The organism is Vitiosangium sp. GDMCC 1.1324, from assembly GCF_003044305.1.
In the GTDB taxonomy this organism is placed as follows: Bacteria; Myxococcota; Myxococcia; order Myxococcales; family Myxococcaceae; genus Archangium.
Map to the genome: position 1 here is coordinate 38947 of NZ_PZOX01000021.1, position 15581 is coordinate 54527.

The following is a 15581-nucleotide window of genomic DNA, read 5'->3' on the forward strand; positions in this document are numbered from 1 at the left end:
CGACAAGTGGGCTTGATTTGCTGACGCATGAGGCGGGCCACGCGCGGATGAACGAGCGCGGCTCCTACCTGTCCACGACGGATGCCCTGCCTCCGCGCTCGCGGTGCGGTGACGACGCCGGGTGTTGGAGCGTGGGACTCACGCGAAGCGAGCCAGTGCGAAGCGTGACAGCTCCCAGGGGATAGGGTGGTCCGTGGCCATCCACGCAGCGAGGCGGCCGAGCAGGACGGTGAACTTGAACCCGTGCCCGCTCAAGCCACCAACCACTGTCACCCGGGGCTCTCCCGGCAGCCGGTCCACCACGAAGTCCTCGTCCGGCGTCATCGTGTAGAGACACACCTTCTCGAACACCACGCGAGGCGACAAGCCAGGCAGGTGCTCCGCGCAAGCCTGGCGCAGCGGCTCGCGATCCGACTCGTGCACCTCCCGGTCTACCCGGTGGGGCTCCGTGGGCAGGCCCGGCTGATGCAGCGCCACCTTCACACCGGGCTGCTGCCCGTCGTAGGGAAAGCCATAGAAATACGTGCCGAAGTCGATCCACACAGGAAAGCGCTCAACGCTGAACTCCGCGAGTGGCGCCAAGGGCTCGAAGTGACAGTACACCTGCCGCGTCACCGTGAACGGCAGGGAGACGTGCCCCGCCAGCAGCCGGGCGGTCCAAGGCCCCGCGCAGACCACCACCCGGTCGAACTCGAGCACCTCACCTCCCGCGAGAACGAGGGCGATGCCTCGCGCCCGGGGCTCGAGGGCCTCCACCCTCGCTCCCGCGCGCACCTGGGCACCGTGCGCCAACGCGAGGCGGAGTTGGGCGCGCACACACGCGGAGGCCCGGAGGAAACCCGCCTCGGGCTCGAACACCCCCGACTCCCCGGCCCGCAGTCGGAACCCGGGGAATCTCCGAGCACAGGCGGTGGGATCCAGCTCCTCGAATGGCACCCGGTGGTCTCCGAGCGCCCGGCGGATGGCGGCCATCTCCGGATGCTCGCTGGGACCGAAGAACAGGCCCCCCGTGCGCACGAAGAGCGACTCATCCGCCTCGCGCTCCAGCGCGTCCCAGAGCGGATAGGCCTCGCCCATCAACGACGTGTAGAGACCATCCGTGTACGTCTTGCGGATGATTCGCGAGGAGCCATACGAGCTGCCCTGATCATGGTCAGGCGAGAACTGATCCACGACGGTGACGGAGTGTCCCTCGTAGGCGAGGAACCGGGCCGTCGCGCTGCCCACTCCTCCCGCTCCCAGGATCGCGATGCGTGCCATGCCGGCCATCTAACCGCAATCCGCCGTGCACAGGCAGCTCTCCGTGGGTTCGTGTTGCCCTGGATACCAGACCGCCCTCCCAGCAGGGGCGCGGCAGGGGCCATGGGCCTTTCACGGTTCGGTCAGGTCGTGGGGACAGGAGACGGCGCGTACATCTCCTATGGATTCGAGGTGGACTCGACCCGGTTCGTATTCGCGGTGAAGCTCACGCATGCGTTCTCGCGGATGACCCCGAGTGACCATTCACCCGGCCGCTCGCGAGCGGAGCGCCGGGCCCACCTGTCGGGGGTGCGGCAGCAGGACCAGGCCATCCAGGCGCTCGCGGGGGCCCAGGACGTGCGCTTGCGGTACGACCCGGAGAACCCCGGACGTCACTCCCTCGAGCTGCCCCCACTCCAGCCCGGAGAGCCGCCTCCCATGCTCGACCACTACAAGGTGTACCAGCTGGAGCCCATCGTCTTCCCCCCACCCCGCCGCTGAGCGCATGGCGGGTCTGGCCGCCCCAGGGCCCGCCCTTGCCCAGCCGGGCGCGCCCTGGCTGGCCTCGCGCATGACATGGAAGGCATGTCGCGTGGCGGACAGCCGAGTCCGCATCAGGTGGTGACGAACTCCTCCAGGCGCTTGCGATTGAGGGTCTGGTTCAGGAAGGCGAAGTCATCGCCATAATTGGAGAGCGAGAGGTCGCTCTGCTGGGCGAGCCACCGCGCGAGGTGTTCTTCGTCCTTGAATCGCCGCACCTCGTTGCCGCCGAACCCGTCCCACAGCGAGGCGTAGACGAAGCTCCCATCCGCGTCCTTGTACAGGCCCATGCCGCAGTAGTCGCGGTGGCTGAAGCCGAGCGACGCCCCCGTCTTCAACCTCCGCACCACGCTCCAGGCCAGCTCGGGACCGAAGGGCTCGTCGCTCGGCGCCACGTCACGAAACCAAGCCAGCCGCGAGTCCACCTGCCTCACGGCCCCCTCCAGCTTCTCCAGCTCCCGCAGGCTCTTGACCTCGGCGGCTCCCATCAGGGTCACCGAGGAGCTCCGCGCGCTCAAGTCCACGCGGACGGTGAGCACGCCGTTTCCCGGGTGCTGCTGGAGGAGCTTCTCGGCGAGGGTGGCGAACGGCTCGAACCGGAACTGGAAGAAGCTCTCGGGCTGGCCATCAACCCCCGTGCCATACACGATCGAGTCGAACTGCTCGGTCTCCCCCGTCGCGATGCGAGTCATCTCCAGCGTGCCTTCCGCGCACCGGTTCCGCTGGAGGAATTCTTCCAGCGCCCGAGCTACCTCCTCGCCAGCAGACCCGGTGGGGATGGCGGCACGTTTCCTCGCATCGAGGTGCTCGCGCTGGCCGGTGAGCGCGTTCCGCTCCTCCGTCAGCTCGGCCAGCCTGCGTTGCCGCCAGGCCTCGAATTCAGCACGGACGCTGCTCATCCCTGGAACTCATCCGAGCTCCAGGCCTTCAGCGCCTGATCGCAGTCCTTCTTCTTGTAGACCAAGAAGGACTTCTGCTCGTCGACACTGCACTCGAAGACCCCGCTGTCGCTGCTCTGGCACTCCTTGAAGGTCTTCGCGTCGGCCCGGGTCATCTTCCGGCACTTCACTTCATGATCGGCCGTCGATTCGAAGCCGTACCAGCCGACGATCTTCTCCGGCGGAATCGAGCTCTGGGCAGAGGCCGCCGGGACGAACGAGAGAACGGAGAGCAGCACGGCGGTGCGCCACGCACGGGAGAACGGAGTCGGGCTTTTCATCTTGGAGAAGGAAAGCATAGGGCTCCAGCCAGGACCAGGGAAGCCATGGCCCCCGCGGCTGTCTCAGACGGGGGCCGGACGCACTCCATCCGGGTCGCGCGCGAGTCCGCACCAAGCGCACGCCGCGTGGTCATAAGCGCCAAGGTTAAGAGCGGCGTAATAAGAGGGATGGGTGTCCCGAAGATCGTTTTTTCATTGATCTTTTTTGATGTAGACGTCAAGATTTCCCCTATTTTTTTCATGGTAAAACCGCTCTGGAGTGAGAGATGAAGAAGTTTGCCTTGACGCTATTTGTGTCTTCCGTGCTGGCGGGTTGTGGTGTGAGCCTTCCCGAGGAGGAGATGGAACTCCAAACCAAGCATGCCTTTAGCCTAACAGCGACATGCTCCGCGACGTGCATCTGCAATAATATGACCGGAGGATGCGGATGGGTTTGCACCGGCTCAGGGGTGATCATTCAGGATTGTAGCCAACCAAGTGGTTGCAGCTACGTCGCCAACTCCTTCAGGGCGTGCAGTTGTACGGCGAACGATAACTTTGGCAACTTCGAGCCGAAGGTTGATGCGGATAAAAAGTGCATAAAGATGTTTGCGGCCTGGTAACAGCGTGTCGTTTTAATTCAGACATGAATCATGGTGGTGCTTCGTCGGTATGGTGTTTGAGATGAGCGCTGCCGGTGAATAGGTCAGGGGGAGGTGGCACATGGTCCGCGCCTCCCCCGGAGCTATTGCGGTCGAAGAGGGGGCTGCCCCTCGTGTCGTTCATCAATTTGACGAGCAGGCCGCCGTTCCCTCAAGAGGGAGCGGCGCCGAAGCCACAAGGGGCGAGCCCTCTGCCAGAGGCACCGGCGAGGGCGGAGCCGAAGAAGGAGCAGACGCCACGAGTAGATGGGGCCACGTGAAGGGTGGGCGGCATACGCGACCGCGTCAACCGAGACCGAGGTCCAAGCCTGACAACGTGTCCAGCTGCGGCGTGCGCTCGTACCAGATGGCACCCTCGCGCCCTGCTCAGCTGGCCCAGGCGCGGGGGCCCTCAGCGAGCTGCGAGTCGAGGAAGGCCCAGCGCTGGGTGATCCACTGGCGGATGTACTCCACCTCCTCGTCGAAGGTGGTGAAGTCCGTCCGCTGGGACCACAGGGGAAAACCCCGGTACTGGGCCATCCATCGAGCCTCGTCGCGCCGGGCGCTCGGGCCAATCTCCTGGGCGATGGTGTCGAGACGCGCGTGGAGCAGGACGGGGGAGAGTTCGCCGGAGAGCTCCGCGCGGAGGCGCGCCTTGAGGGGCCCCGCGAAGGTCGGTTCCGCGAGCAGGCGCCGGACCATCTCGTTGTCGGTCCCCGTGTCGAGCGCTGCCGTGGGCCGCAAGCGCTGCGTCTTCCATGTCTGCCCGAACGTTCCATCCAGGTCCCAGGGGATGTAGCGCCAGGGGCCACCCTTCGGGTCGTGGTAGTGAAAGGAATTCTTCACGTCCGAGTCGATGGCCACCAGCAAGGTGATGAAGGCCCACCAGTTCTCGTAGTCGCGCTGGCTGAAGCGCTGGGGTCCCTCGGTGCGGAAGGACTCGTCGCTGGCGGTGGCCACGAAGCGGACGAAGTCGTCGAGATCGTCGAAGGCACCCGGCTCCCCCTCCTCCGGCTTTCCATCCTGCTTCACGTAGCCCACATGCGGATGGGGCTTGGGTCGACCGTCCTTGTCCACCAGGCGGAAGTTGGCGGAGCCGGTGTCCGCCTTGTAGAGGTTGCCGTCCACGCTCGGCCCCTGAGCCGCCATCAGGTGCTTGTTGACGTGATCGGCCACCGTGTAGAGCCCGTGGTAGGCCCCGTCGAGGAAGACCACCGCGCTATAGGTCTTCACCTGGAGGCTCTCGGGCGAGAGCCGGCCCCACAGCTCGAAGCCCAGCCGCGTGCGCAGGTACGAGTTGTCATTGAAAGTATTGACAAGCACCAGCGAGCGCCGGTTCGAGAAGGCCCCACCCAGCTCGGGCTCATTGAACGGATCCTGCTCGGAGAACTTCAGGGTGTAGCTATTCTTTGGAAAGGCCAGGGAGCTACTGCCGCGCAGCTTGCCCTCCGCGGCGTAGGTGTGGCCGCGGTAGATGATGGTGATGGGCACATGGGCGTCTGGGTTGAGCTGCGATGCGCCCTGGATGTGAATGACCGGCAGCCCGTACTCCTCGGTGTAGCGAGCGGGGTCCACTGGCACGTTGCGCGGGTGACTCCAGTTGTCCGCCACGCCGATCTTCACCGCACCGACCTGCTTCTTCTTCCCTTTCAGGGTGATCTCGTACACCCCGGCCTGGTCGAGCCCCGGCGTCCAGAGCAGCGTCGCCGACTTCTTGTCGTAGTGGGCCCCCCGCGGCAGGTGCTCGAGGTGGACGTCGGACCCCTTCAAAGGGCTCCCGTTGGAGCAGGACACCGTCAGTGTGAGCGGCGCCCCCTCCTCGAGCCAATAAGGCCCCCCCGCAGTCGGCGCGCAGGGCGGGCCGGGCCTGTCATCGTCGTCCTCGTCTCCGTCCCGGTCTCCATCCCCCTCCTCCTGCTCCGCAGCCGGGAGCGCATCCGCTCGTGCCTCCTGGCGCCCGAGGGCCTCGACTGATGGCGGGGCAGACCCAGGCCGCCGCTCCCCATGTCTCCACAGCCCAGGATGCACCCCAGGAGGAGAACGCCTGTCATCCCCACGACTCTCATCTGCCCCATGGACTCCCTCTGCCTGACAAAGCGGAAGGGGTAGATGTGGAGGGGAACCCCCGCTCGCAATGCCCCTCGGAGTGCACCCAACCTGTGTTGCCCATACACGGCCCTCCAGGGCAGTCCTCTCCAAGGCCCGGCGGGGCCCGCGCTACACTTCTGTCAGCTTTTGGAGCTCACGCCACGCCACGGCCCTTCGTCCTCTTCGGCCCCGCCCACCTGGGTGCGATGGCCCTCACAGTCCTCACCGCGGTGGGGCTGGTGTGGCTCGTCCGCCGTCATCCTCGGACGGCCATGGGCGTGCGCTTCGGGCTCGCGGGACTGCTGCTGGCACTCACAGTGGCCACCGTCGTCCGTGAGCGGCTCGCGGGCAGACCTTGGAGCGATCTCGCGCCCCTCCACCTGTGCGACATGGCCATCTTCGTGGGCCTCTTCTCCCTCCTCACCCTCTCGCCGCTGGCCTGCGAGGTGCTCTATTTCTGGGCGGGCGCTGGCACCTTTCTCGCGATCATCACCCCGGACATGCCGGTGGGATTTCCGGACCCGCATTTCCTCAGCTACTTCGCACTGCACGGGGCCGTCGTGGTAACCGCCGTCCTCCTGGTCTGGGGACTGGACCGGCCGCCCCGGCCCGGCGCGGTGTGGCGGGTGTTCCTCCTCACCAATGCCTATGCCGCACTCGTGGGAGGGGTGAACCTCGTCTTCGGGACGAACTTCCTCTACCTGTGTGCCAGACCCGCCGCCCCGACTCCGCTCGACTGGTTCGGCCCCTGGCCGGTGTACATCCTCGTGACCGAGGGCGTGGCGCTGGGCCTCTTCACCCTGCTCTCCCTGCCCTTCCGCCGAGCGGGCCGCTCCTCCTGAGTCCTACGCCCGACCCGGGAGGTGCGGCGTCAAGCCATCGCGCGGCCGCCGATGCGAGAGCCCGCGTCAGGCGACAGCCTCCGGTAGAGCGGACCGGCCAGCATCGACACCACGCCCACGGCGATGAAGGGCAGGATGAAGCGCTCGGGCGTCAGGGGCGCCTCGTCACCACCGCGCGCCAGGTTCAGCATCAGGCCGCCGAAGCTGATGCCCAGGCTCACGCCCATCTGCTGCGTCACCACCGACAGGGTGGATGCATTGCTGGTCGTCGACTGGGGGATGTCCGCATAGGCCACGGTGTTGAGCGCGGTGAACTGCATCGACCGCACAAAACCGCCGATCACCAGCGCGACGACGATGAAGGGGATCGGCGTCGTGGCGCGGAAGAGGGCCGGGACGGCGGTCAGCACGGCGGTGACGACGTTGGTGACGATCAGCGTGGAGCGGAAGCCGAACCGCCTGAGCAACGCGGGCGCCACGGGCTTGCAGGCCATTGCCCCCACGGCGGTGCCAATGGTCACGAGCCCCGTCTCGAACGGGCCCCAGCCCAGCCCCACCTGGAACAGCAACGGCATCAGGAACGGCGTCGCGCCCAGCCCCACCCGGAGGAAGGTGCCTCCCATCAAGCTCGCTCGGAAGGTGGCGACACGCAGCAGCCGGAGGTTCAGCACCGGCCGCTCCACCCTTCGCGCATACACGACGTAGGCCGCAATCCCCATCAAGGCGACGCCCGCGATCACGACTTGAACCGACAGCGGAACGAGGCCCATGCCAACGGTCTCCGCCGCCACCATCAGCGCCGTGATGGCGATGGCCGAGAGGGTGAAGCCCTTCCAGTCGAACGGGCCCGGATCCGGCTGGTGCAGCGGGGGCACGAAGCGCATCACCGCGAGCATGCCGAGGATTCCGACCGGCACGTTGATGAAGAAGATCCACGGCCAATCCGCGATGCGCAGGATGAAGCCGGCGAGTGGCGGCCCCAGGAGCGGGCCTACGAGCGCTGGCATGGTGAACCAGCTCATCGCCGACACGAGCCGCTCACGTGGTGCCGAGTTCACCACGATCAGCCGGCCCACCGGTGTCATCAACGCGCCGCCCAATCCCTGGAGGGTGCGGAAGAGGACCATCTGGCCCAGCGACCGAGAGAAGCCACACAGAACGGAGCCGGCCAGGAAGACGGCCATGGCGACCATGAACACGCGCCGGGGCCCGTACTTGTCGGCGATCCAGCCACTCGCCGGTGCGAGCACCGCCAGCGCCAGGAGGTAGGAGGTCAGCGCCAGCTTCAGGTGGACCGGGTCGGTGCCAAACGCCATGGACAACGCGGGCAGCGCGGTCGCCAGCGCCGTGGAGTCGACGAACTCCATGAACAGCGCGCTGGCCACGGCGAGCGACGCCAGCCGGGCACCACGGGCTGACGGAGCGCGTGCCTCGACGGTGAGCAAGGAAGGGGTGGAGACAGGCACAGCCCCAGTTATGTTCCTCTCGCCCGGCAGCCGCCACGGCGTGGGGCCTCGCCATGTTACCCTCGGTGATGGCCGCTGAAAGTTGCACTCGAAGTGCGGCCCGCCCACCACCCATTCCTCTCATTCCCCGTCATGTCCCAACCCATCCTTCATCACTACCCGGGCTCGCCCTTCGCCGAGAAGGCCCGCACCATGCTTGGCTTCAAGGGCCTGCGTTGGACCTCCGTCATCATCCCGGTCATCATGCCCAAGCCGGACGTGACGGCCCTGACGGGCGGCTACCGCAAGACCCCGTTCCTGCAAATCGGCGCGGACATCTACTGTGACACCACATTGATCGCGGACGTGCTGGAGCGGCTCGCGCCCGCCCCCACGTTCTATCCGCCCGAAGCCGCGGGTCTCACGCACATCCAGTCACAGTGGGCGGATTCCACCCTGTTCTGGACCGTGATTGCCTACACCTTCCAACCCGCGGGCCTGCGAAGCCTCTTCGGCAACCTGACACCCGAGCAGCTCAAGGCCTTCATCGCCGACCGCGCGGCCTTCCGCGGCAACGCGCCCCAGATGAGTGTTCAGGACGCCGTGGGTGCGCTGGGCTTGTACCTGGAGCGGCTCGAGGCACAGCTCTCGGACGGCCGGGCCTGGCTGCTCGGCGGCTCCGCGAGCCTCGCCGACTTCTCCGTCTACCATCCGCTGTGGTTCCTCCGGCAGGCGGCCGCGGTCGCGGGCATCCTCGAGCCCCATGCTCGCGTGAAGGCCTGGATGGAGCGCGTCCGGGCGCGCGGGCATGGCACGACCGACGGCATGGAGAGTCAGCAAGCCGTCGAGCACGCGGCCTCTAGCACGCCAGCACCCCTGGACGGCGAGCCCTTCCTCGAGCTGCATGGGCTCACACGAGGCGAGCGCGTGACGATCGCGGCGACCGACTATGGGATGGATGCCGTGGAAGGCGAGTTCGTGCTGTCGCGGCCGAATGAGCTCGCCATCCGGCGTGTCGATCCGCGCGCTGGAGAGGTCGTCGTGCACTTCCCCCGCATTGGCTTCCGGGTCCAGAAGGTGGGGTAGGCACGCGCGGTGTCAGGTTCGTGAGGAATCGGCCGGGGGCGCCAGGGCACTGGCCCTCCAGACCAGACCGCGGTAGCCGAGCCGGTTCGCCTCGTGGCGGATCGACTGGAGCTCCCCCGCCACCTCGACCCCGGCCACCTCGCGCACCAACTCCGCCCGGAGGAGCCGCGCTTCCAGCTCCACGCGCTTCATGCCATCGCGAGCCGCTCGCTCCGCGAGCGCCTGGAGCTGCCGCGCCTCCGCCTCCCGCTCCGAGAGCCCACCGGCTCCTCCCACCAGGAGCGCGCCGGTGAGCTGGACCTCCGCCGAGATGAACACATCCTCGCTGTGGCCCGCGAGCGTCCGGGCCCGCTCCATCGCCTGACGTGCTCCCGGACCATCCCCCAGGGCAATCAGTGCCCGCGCCTTGACCGTATACGAGAGACCTTCCCGGTCCTGGCTCCTCAGGGCCGCATGGGCCGCCAGCGCCGACTCCGCCACCGCGAGCGCCGCCTCGGGCCGCCCTTCCTCCAGGAACAGGTGCGCCAGGCCGAGCTCGGTCTCGGCCACGAAGGCGCCCAGGCCTCGCGCCCGCCGCAGCGCCAGCGCGCGCTCCAATTGTTGGCGCGCCTGCGCCAGCTCCCCGAGGTCGATCATCAACCAGCCCAGCTCGTAGCGGCCCCAGGCCTCGATGTAGCCGTCCTCGAAGATCACCTGGGCCGCATGGCTCCCCTCCTCGAGCAGGCGCCGCGCCTCGTCCAGTTCGCCCCGGAGCCTCCGCACGCTGCCCATCAGCACGGTGCCGCCGTTCATGTCGGAGAGCCGGCCGCGTGCCCGGAACAGCTCCACCGCGCCCCGGGCACGCTGCAGGGCCTGGGTGAGCTCACCCAGGCGGCAACTCAGCCCACCGGCGCACACGAGGGCTTCCGCCTCGAGCGAGCCGCCGCGAATGTCCCGGGCCGCCTGGATGGCGGAGACGAACACGCGCTCGGCCTCGTGCAGCCGGCCCGTGTCGATGAGGGCCATGGCGCGCACGAGCATCGAGCGCGCCGCGCCACCCCGATCCCCTCCCGCCAGGAACAGCCGCTCGGATTCCTCCAACAACCCGACGGCGCGCAGGGGCTCCCCGAGGTTGCGTACGGCATAGGCTCCCACGATGAGCGCGGAGGCGGCGAGCTGGCCCTGGCCCACCCGGCGCGCCCTGTTCACCGCCGCCTCGGCATGCCGCCGCGACGAAATGAAATCGGCCGTCGCGCTCGTGGCCACCGCGGCGACCAGGTCGATCCGCGCATCCTCGCCCAGGGGCGCTGGGAACCGCCTCAGCGACTCCAGGGTGGCCTGGGCCTCCCGGTTCTGCCCCGCGGACACCCGCGCATAGACCAGCGCGGTGCCGTACTCCACGTTGTCGGGGAAGAACTCGAAGAGCGTCCGGTAGGCCTCGATGGCCTGCGTCCACTCGGCCTGGGCCTCATGGTGACGGGCCGAGACCAGGAGTCGCTCCTCGCGTGAGAGGCTCCCGGCCAACTCGAAGGCCCGGCGCGCGGACTCCTTCGCCGCCTCCTCCTGGTACAGGTACTGGAAGGCGGCGGCCAGCGCCGAGTGGGCGGGAGCGAAGGCCGGCTCCTGCTCCACCACGCGCTCGAAGCGCTCGACGGCGGTGGCCGCGTCATGGCCGCGCAGGGCGGCGAGCCCCTCGGCGTAGTGCCGGGCCACCTCGGGTCTCGCGGGCATCGCGCTGCGGACGCCATGGGCCTGCTCGGTGGTCAGCGGCTCCAGTCCCAGCCGCTTGCGCAGCGAGCTCCCCACGCGCGAGACGAGCTCGAGCAACTCCCGCTCCGCGCCCATCTCCGTCACGTGGGCCAACGTCTCGCCCGTGGTGGCCTCCTGCAGGCGCAGGTTCAACCGCACCCGCGCGGTCTCCTCGCGTCCCTGCACGAGGAATCCTCCGGTGAGCACCAGGTCCACGCCCGAGTGCGCGCGCATGCGCCGCAGCGTGCCCGCCGCGAAGCCCTCCTCGTCGGGGAGCGAGAGGTCCCCGCGCATCTGCGCCACGCCTTCCCCGGAGAGCAGGCGCAGCTGCTCGCCCACGGCCAGCTCCGCGGAGAGCAGCTCCGCCAGGGCGGTGGATAACCAGGCCGACTCGGCCCTGGCCATCAGGTTGCGCGGGGCGAGCACCGCCACCACCCGCCGCGCCACCGGATGGGGCACCAGGGGAGTCTCCATGCTGGGGGATGGTGGCGGGGACTTCGAGGGGTGTGGCGCGAAGGAGGGTGAGGCCGGCCTCGTCCGGCTCCGCCGCCTGGCCGACACCAGTGCCGGGGAGAGCGAGGAGGGAGTGGGCTCGGCGCCGCGAAGCATGGCGACCGCCTCGGACGCGGAGGCGAAGCGAGCATCCGGACGGCGCTGCAGACACCGCAGCAGCACGCCCTCCCAGGCGGGGGCCAGCTCCGGCACCAGCTCACGTGGAGAAGGAGGCGACTGCCGCAGACGCAGGAGCGCGGTGGCCATTGGCGTGTCCGCCACGAAGGGCCGCCGTCCCGTCACCATCTCGAAGAGCACCACCCCGAAGGAGTAGAGGTCCGAGGCAGGAGACAGGGGCCGGCCCTCCGCCTGCTCGGGAGACATGTACGCGGGACTGCCGACGAGGTGGCCGTCGCGGGAGGCCGAGCCATCCCCCTCGATGAAGTCACCACGGGCCAGGCCGAAGTCGGTCACCACCGCGCGCACCCCTCCTGGCATCGAGGACAAGGGCACCAGCATCACATTGCCGCTCTTGAAGTCCCGGTGGATGATCTGCGCGGCATGCGCCGCATCGAGCGCCGCCGCCATCTGCTCGGCCAGGCGCAGCACCTGCTCCGGCGGCAGCCTCCCGTGGCGGACGAGCTGCTCGTGAAGCGTCTGTCCCGAAAGCAGCTCCATGGTGAGGAACAAGGTCCTCGACGGCGTGCTCCCCTCCCCTGCTTCGACGGTGTGCTCGCCAATGTCGAACATGCGACAGACATTGGCATGCGTCACCCGGCGGGCCAGCCGCAGCTCGCGCTTGAAGCGCAGGAGCGTCTCCGGCGTGACGGCCAGCTCCGGGCGGATGGTCTTGAGCGCCACCGGCTCGTGGAGCGAAAGATCTTCCGCCGCGTACACCTCGCCCATGCCGCCCCGGGCGATGAAGCGCTCCACCCGGTAGCGTCCGGCCACTACCACACCCTCGGCGAATGCCCGCCTCTCGGAGGGAACCGGGTGTTCATCAGCAGGCGCCGCCGCACCACCTCGCGCCAGGGTGGTGGTGCTCTGCAACGCCTTGGAGAACTTCCGATCCATGGCTCGGCGAAACCCCCGTCACGGAAACGGGCGTTCACACTAGCATGTGACCCCGCTCGGTGACGGGCGCTCACCGAGCCCCGGGTAGGACCGTGGGTTGGACCACGGTCCTGGCGCAGTGGCCGCTCAGGGGCCCGTCACGGAGACGCTGTCGAGCTGGGGACCGCACGACACCCCAGTTGACAGACTCTCGAACTTCAGCACGGTGGTGGAGTCGGTGGCGTTGAACACGAAGGAGTTGGACACCCACCCCACGTAATTCACCCGGAAGTTGTACGAGATGCTGCCCGCGGAGACCTTGACGTAGGTGCCCACACAACCGGACTGAGCGAAGCGCACCGTGTACCCGGTCCCCGGCACCGTGGAGAGCGTCTGGGAGACGCCGCCCGCGTCATAAGCGTTGAGGTCGATGGACGCCTTGCCGGCATTGGCGGACCTGTAGCTGCTGGCCATCACGTCGATGCCCGAGCCCAGGATGGTCCACCCGGTGAGCTGGGTGTTGCCCGCGAAGAGCGACACCCAGTTGCTGAAACCGAGTGGCGAGGCCTCGAAGCCACCATTGGTGACGAGCTCGGTGAGTGGCTGCGCGGCCGTGCCGTTCCCGGCCTCCCGCGCGGTGTCCGTGTCCATCTCCTGGCCGCACCCCACCAGCGCGAGGCCCAGCCCCAGTCCCACGAACGACTTCCCAGAAAGAATGCGCTTCATGCTCTCTCCCTTGCGATTGCGATGTTTCACGTCAATGACTGCCAACGGACTGCCAACGTCTTGCAAACCGGCCCGGGAGCCGGTGTGAGGGGCGGCACGGACTACGGACCCACGGGCGGCGCGAGCACCTGGATGTCACCCGCGGCGGAAGGCAGCTCGTCATCGCCGTAGTTGACGGTGTTGGCGTAGCCGAGCTGGCCGTGGTCGTTGCGGCCCCAGCACCGCGCCTTGCCGGTGCTCAGCAGCGCGCAGGTATGCGAGCCACCCGCCGTCACGTAGTACGCCGAAGCGCCACCCAGGTTCACGATGTCGAAGGTCGGCGTGGGAAGCGTGCTGCTCTTGCCATAGCCGAGCTGGCCATATGCGCCATACCCCCAGCACTTGATGGCGCCGTAGCTCATCAGCGCGCAGGTGTGGTCCGAGCCAGCGGCGACCTGGAGCGCCGTGCCGGTCAGCTCGACGGAGCCGACCGAGGCGGGCGTCTCGTTGTCACCCACGTTGGAGAAGTAGGGGTAGTAGGGAGCGGAGTAGTAGCCCGGATAGCCGAGCTGGCCGTTGTTGTTGTAGCCCCAGCAGACCACCCGGCCGGTGCTCAGCAGGGCACAGGTATGGGCCTTGCCCGCGCTGAGCTGGATGGCCGGCCCGCCCACGTCCACGTCCCCCGCGGTGGAGGGCGTCTCGTTGTCGCCAATCTGCGTGTAGTTCCCGTAGCCGAGCTGGCCGAGCTCGGCCTGGCCCCAGCAGCGCACTTTGCCCGTGGTGAGCAGCGCGCAGGTGTGGAACGCCCCCGCGGTGATGTCCTGCACGAGGCCACCCACCTCCACGTCCCCCGCGCTCCAGACCCACTCGTTGTCACCCACGTCATTGGTGTGGCCATAGCCGAGCTGGCCGTAGGTGTTCGCGCCCCAGCAGCGCACCCTGCCCGTGTTGAGGACGGCGCAGGTGTGCTCGGCACCGGCGGCGAGCTTCACCGCGCGGCCGCCCAGGCCCACGTAGCCCTCGCTGGCGACCGGCTCGCCGTCACCGATGTTGGCGGTGTGGCCGTAGCCGAGCTGGCCGTGGGTGTTGCGGCCCCAGCAGCGCACGAAGCCGCCCTCGAGCAGGGCACAGGTGTGGTTGGCGCCCGTCACCACCTGGTTCGCGTTGCCGATGATGTTGACGTTGCCGGCCGTGTAGGGGTGCTCATTGTCACCGATGTCCAACGTGTGCTCGTAGCCGAGCTGGCCCGAGGAGTTGAGGCCCCAGCACCGGACGTTGGCGTTGTCGAAGAGCACGCACGTGTGGCTCTCGCCGGCGCGGATGGAGATGAGCCCGTTGAGGTTGCCCACGTCATAGGGGTTGTCCGGGAACTGGCCGGGTGTCAGCACGTACTTGAGGGTCGTCTTCCCACCGTCCGCGTCCGTCACCTGGAGCACCAGCTCGCCCTGCAACGCCGGGGAGTAGTTGTGCATCGTGGTGGGGTTGGTCTGGCTGGCGAAGGCGGGAGCGGGGTCGAACGAGCCGTTGGGCGTGAAGCTCCACGCGTAGATCAGCGCCGAGGCCGCGCCGTCATCCGCGACAGTCGCCTCCCAGATGATGTCCCCGGTGCCCACCAGCCGCGTGGCCTTGAGGGACTGGATGACCGGGTTGAAGAGCACGCTCACGTGCGTGTCGATGGCATCGGCCGAGGTGTCCACCGGCAGCACCTTCGTCTTGAAGGTCGTCTTGACGGAGTGGCCGGCCGAGTTGGTGACGAGCACCTCGTGGGTGAACTCGGTCTCGGCCGTCACCGAGGGCGGCACGTACTGGCTGACAAAGGTGCCCGTGGTGCCCAGCAGCTTGATGGTGCCCTGCACCGGATAGAAGGCGCCGCCGCCGCTCGCCGGGGTGATGACGTAGCTGAGTTGCTCTCCCGTGTTGGCCTCCACCAGGAAGTCGATGTTGCCCTGCTTGCCCGGAGGGAACTCGGCGGGGATGGTGATCTTCTTGATGCGTGGCAGGGTGATGATCTCCCCGTCACTCACCGGCGCCAGCACGATGACCACGTTCTCGTTGTCACCCGTGAGCGTCTTGTCCGTGCTGCCCGTGAAGAACAGCTCGTCCTTGAGGCCCGTGGCTCGAGCCTGGAAGGTGAGGCCCTTGTTCCGGGGGAGGAAGGGCACGGTACCCGACCACTTCCCTCCGGCCAGGGTGAGGTCCACCCCCTTGAAGAGCGGAATGCTCGTCGCCGTCTCCAGCACGTCGATGCGGATCCGCGCCACGCTTCTGAAGGAGAAGTTGGCGAGCGACGACACATGTCCGGCCCCACCGGTGCTCCCGCCGGACGCCTGCTCGTCGGCGGCGATGGAGAACGTGGCACTGGTGGTCTCCTCGGCCTGGACGGACTCGGAAGGCTTGCAGCCCTCGAGGCCCGCGAGCGTGCTCATCAGCAGGAAGGGCAGCAGCAGGGCCCCGAGGAGGCTCCTGCGGAATCGGAAAGTCTTTCGAGGCATACACGTCTCCTGTCGCGGCGCGCCACACGAGT

Annotated in this window: 11 protein-coding genes and 1 pseudogene; 3 read left to right on the forward strand and 9 right to left on the reverse strand. The window is 68.0% G+C overall.

All coding sequences use genetic code 11. The annotated features are described in order from the left end of the window. Nucleotides 1-138: 138 nt before the first annotated feature. Nucleotides 139-1260 carry an N-methyl-L-tryptophan oxidase gene (solA, locus tag DAT35_RS43020; RefSeq protein WP_108075287.1) on the reverse strand — a complete coding sequence of 374 codons (1122 nt, stop codon included), beginning with the start codon at nucleotides 1258-1260 and terminating at the stop codon, nucleotides 139-141. A 102-nt stretch (nucleotides 1261-1362) separates the two neighbouring features. Here solA and DAT35_RS43025 point away from each other — a divergent pair, with 102 nt between their 5' ends. Beyond that, a complete protein-coding gene (locus tag DAT35_RS43025) occupies nucleotides 1363-1740 on the forward strand; it encodes a hypothetical protein (protein WP_108075139.1) in 378 nt (125 codons plus the stop codon). 113 nt (nucleotides 1741-1853) lie between these two features. Here DAT35_RS43025 and DAT35_RS43030 read toward each other — a convergent pair whose 3' ends face one another. The 3 genes from DAT35_RS43030 to DAT35_RS43040 form a co-directional block, all read right to left on the reverse strand. After that, nucleotides 1854-2678: a hypothetical protein gene (locus tag DAT35_RS43030; protein WP_108075140.1), complete on the reverse strand. Its 825-nt coding sequence runs from the start codon at nucleotides 2676-2678 to the stop codon at nucleotides 1854-1856. Beyond that, complete coding sequence (locus DAT35_RS43035) at nucleotides 2675-3016, reverse strand: hypothetical protein (RefSeq protein WP_108075141.1); 342 nt, start codon at nucleotides 3014-3016, stop codon at nucleotides 2675-2677. The genes DAT35_RS43030 and DAT35_RS43035 overlap by 4 nt, the downstream gene beginning before the upstream one ends. 989 nt (nucleotides 3017-4005) lie before the next feature. Further along, complete coding sequence (locus tag DAT35_RS43040; RefSeq protein WP_158502121.1) at nucleotides 4006-5388, reverse strand: CotH kinase family protein; 1383 nt, start codon at nucleotides 5386-5388, stop codon at nucleotides 4006-4008. 203 nt (nucleotides 5389-5591) lie between these two features. On the opposite strand from DAT35_RS43040, the gene DAT35_RS43045 reads away from it, so the two are divergent. Next, nucleotides 5592-6548, forward strand: a complete 957-nt coding sequence (locus DAT35_RS43045) for a TIGR02206 family membrane protein (RefSeq protein ID WP_108075288.1) — start codon at nucleotides 5592-5594, stop codon at nucleotides 6546-6548. 29 nt (nucleotides 6549-6577) lie between these two features. Here the strand turns inward: DAT35_RS43045 and DAT35_RS43050 are convergent, their stop codons facing one another. After that, nucleotides 6578-7933: an MFS transporter gene (locus DAT35_RS43050; protein ID WP_255415250.1), complete on the reverse strand. Its 1356-nt coding sequence runs from the start codon at nucleotides 7931-7933 to the stop codon at nucleotides 6578-6580. 213 nt (nucleotides 7934-8146) lie between these two features. Between DAT35_RS43050 and DAT35_RS43055 the strand changes: the two genes are divergently transcribed. Then, complete coding sequence (locus DAT35_RS43055; protein ID WP_108075290.1) at nucleotides 8147-9079, forward strand: glutathione S-transferase family protein; 933 nt, start codon at nucleotides 8147-8149, stop codon at nucleotides 9077-9079. Between the two features lie 12 nt (nucleotides 9080-9091). On the opposite strand, the gene DAT35_RS61360 is transcribed toward DAT35_RS43055, so the two are convergent. The 4 genes and pseudogenes from DAT35_RS61360 to DAT35_RS43070 form a co-directional block, all read right to left on the reverse strand. Beyond that, complete coding sequence (locus tag DAT35_RS61360) at nucleotides 9092-11146, reverse strand: tetratricopeptide repeat protein (RefSeq protein ID WP_233262044.1); 2055 nt, start codon at nucleotides 11144-11146, stop codon at nucleotides 9092-9094. Nucleotides 11147-11488: 342 nt separating this feature from the next. Continuing rightward, nucleotides 11489-12373, reverse strand: a pseudogene (locus DAT35_RS62525) (serine/threonine-protein kinase); the annotation flags it as partial. Nucleotides 12374-12499: 126 nt separating this feature from the next. Beyond that, nucleotides 12500-13078 (reverse strand): DUF642 domain-containing protein, encoded by a 579-nt coding sequence (locus DAT35_RS43065; protein ID WP_108075144.1) that lies wholly within the window; start codon nucleotides 13076-13078, stop codon nucleotides 12500-12502. Between the two features lie 101 nt (nucleotides 13079-13179). Then, nucleotides 13180-15549 carry an RTX toxin gene (locus DAT35_RS43070; protein WP_108075145.1) on the reverse strand — a complete coding sequence of 790 codons (2370 nt, stop codon included), beginning with the start codon at nucleotides 15547-15549 and terminating at the stop codon, nucleotides 13180-13182. Nucleotides 15550-15581: the final 32 nt, after the last annotated feature.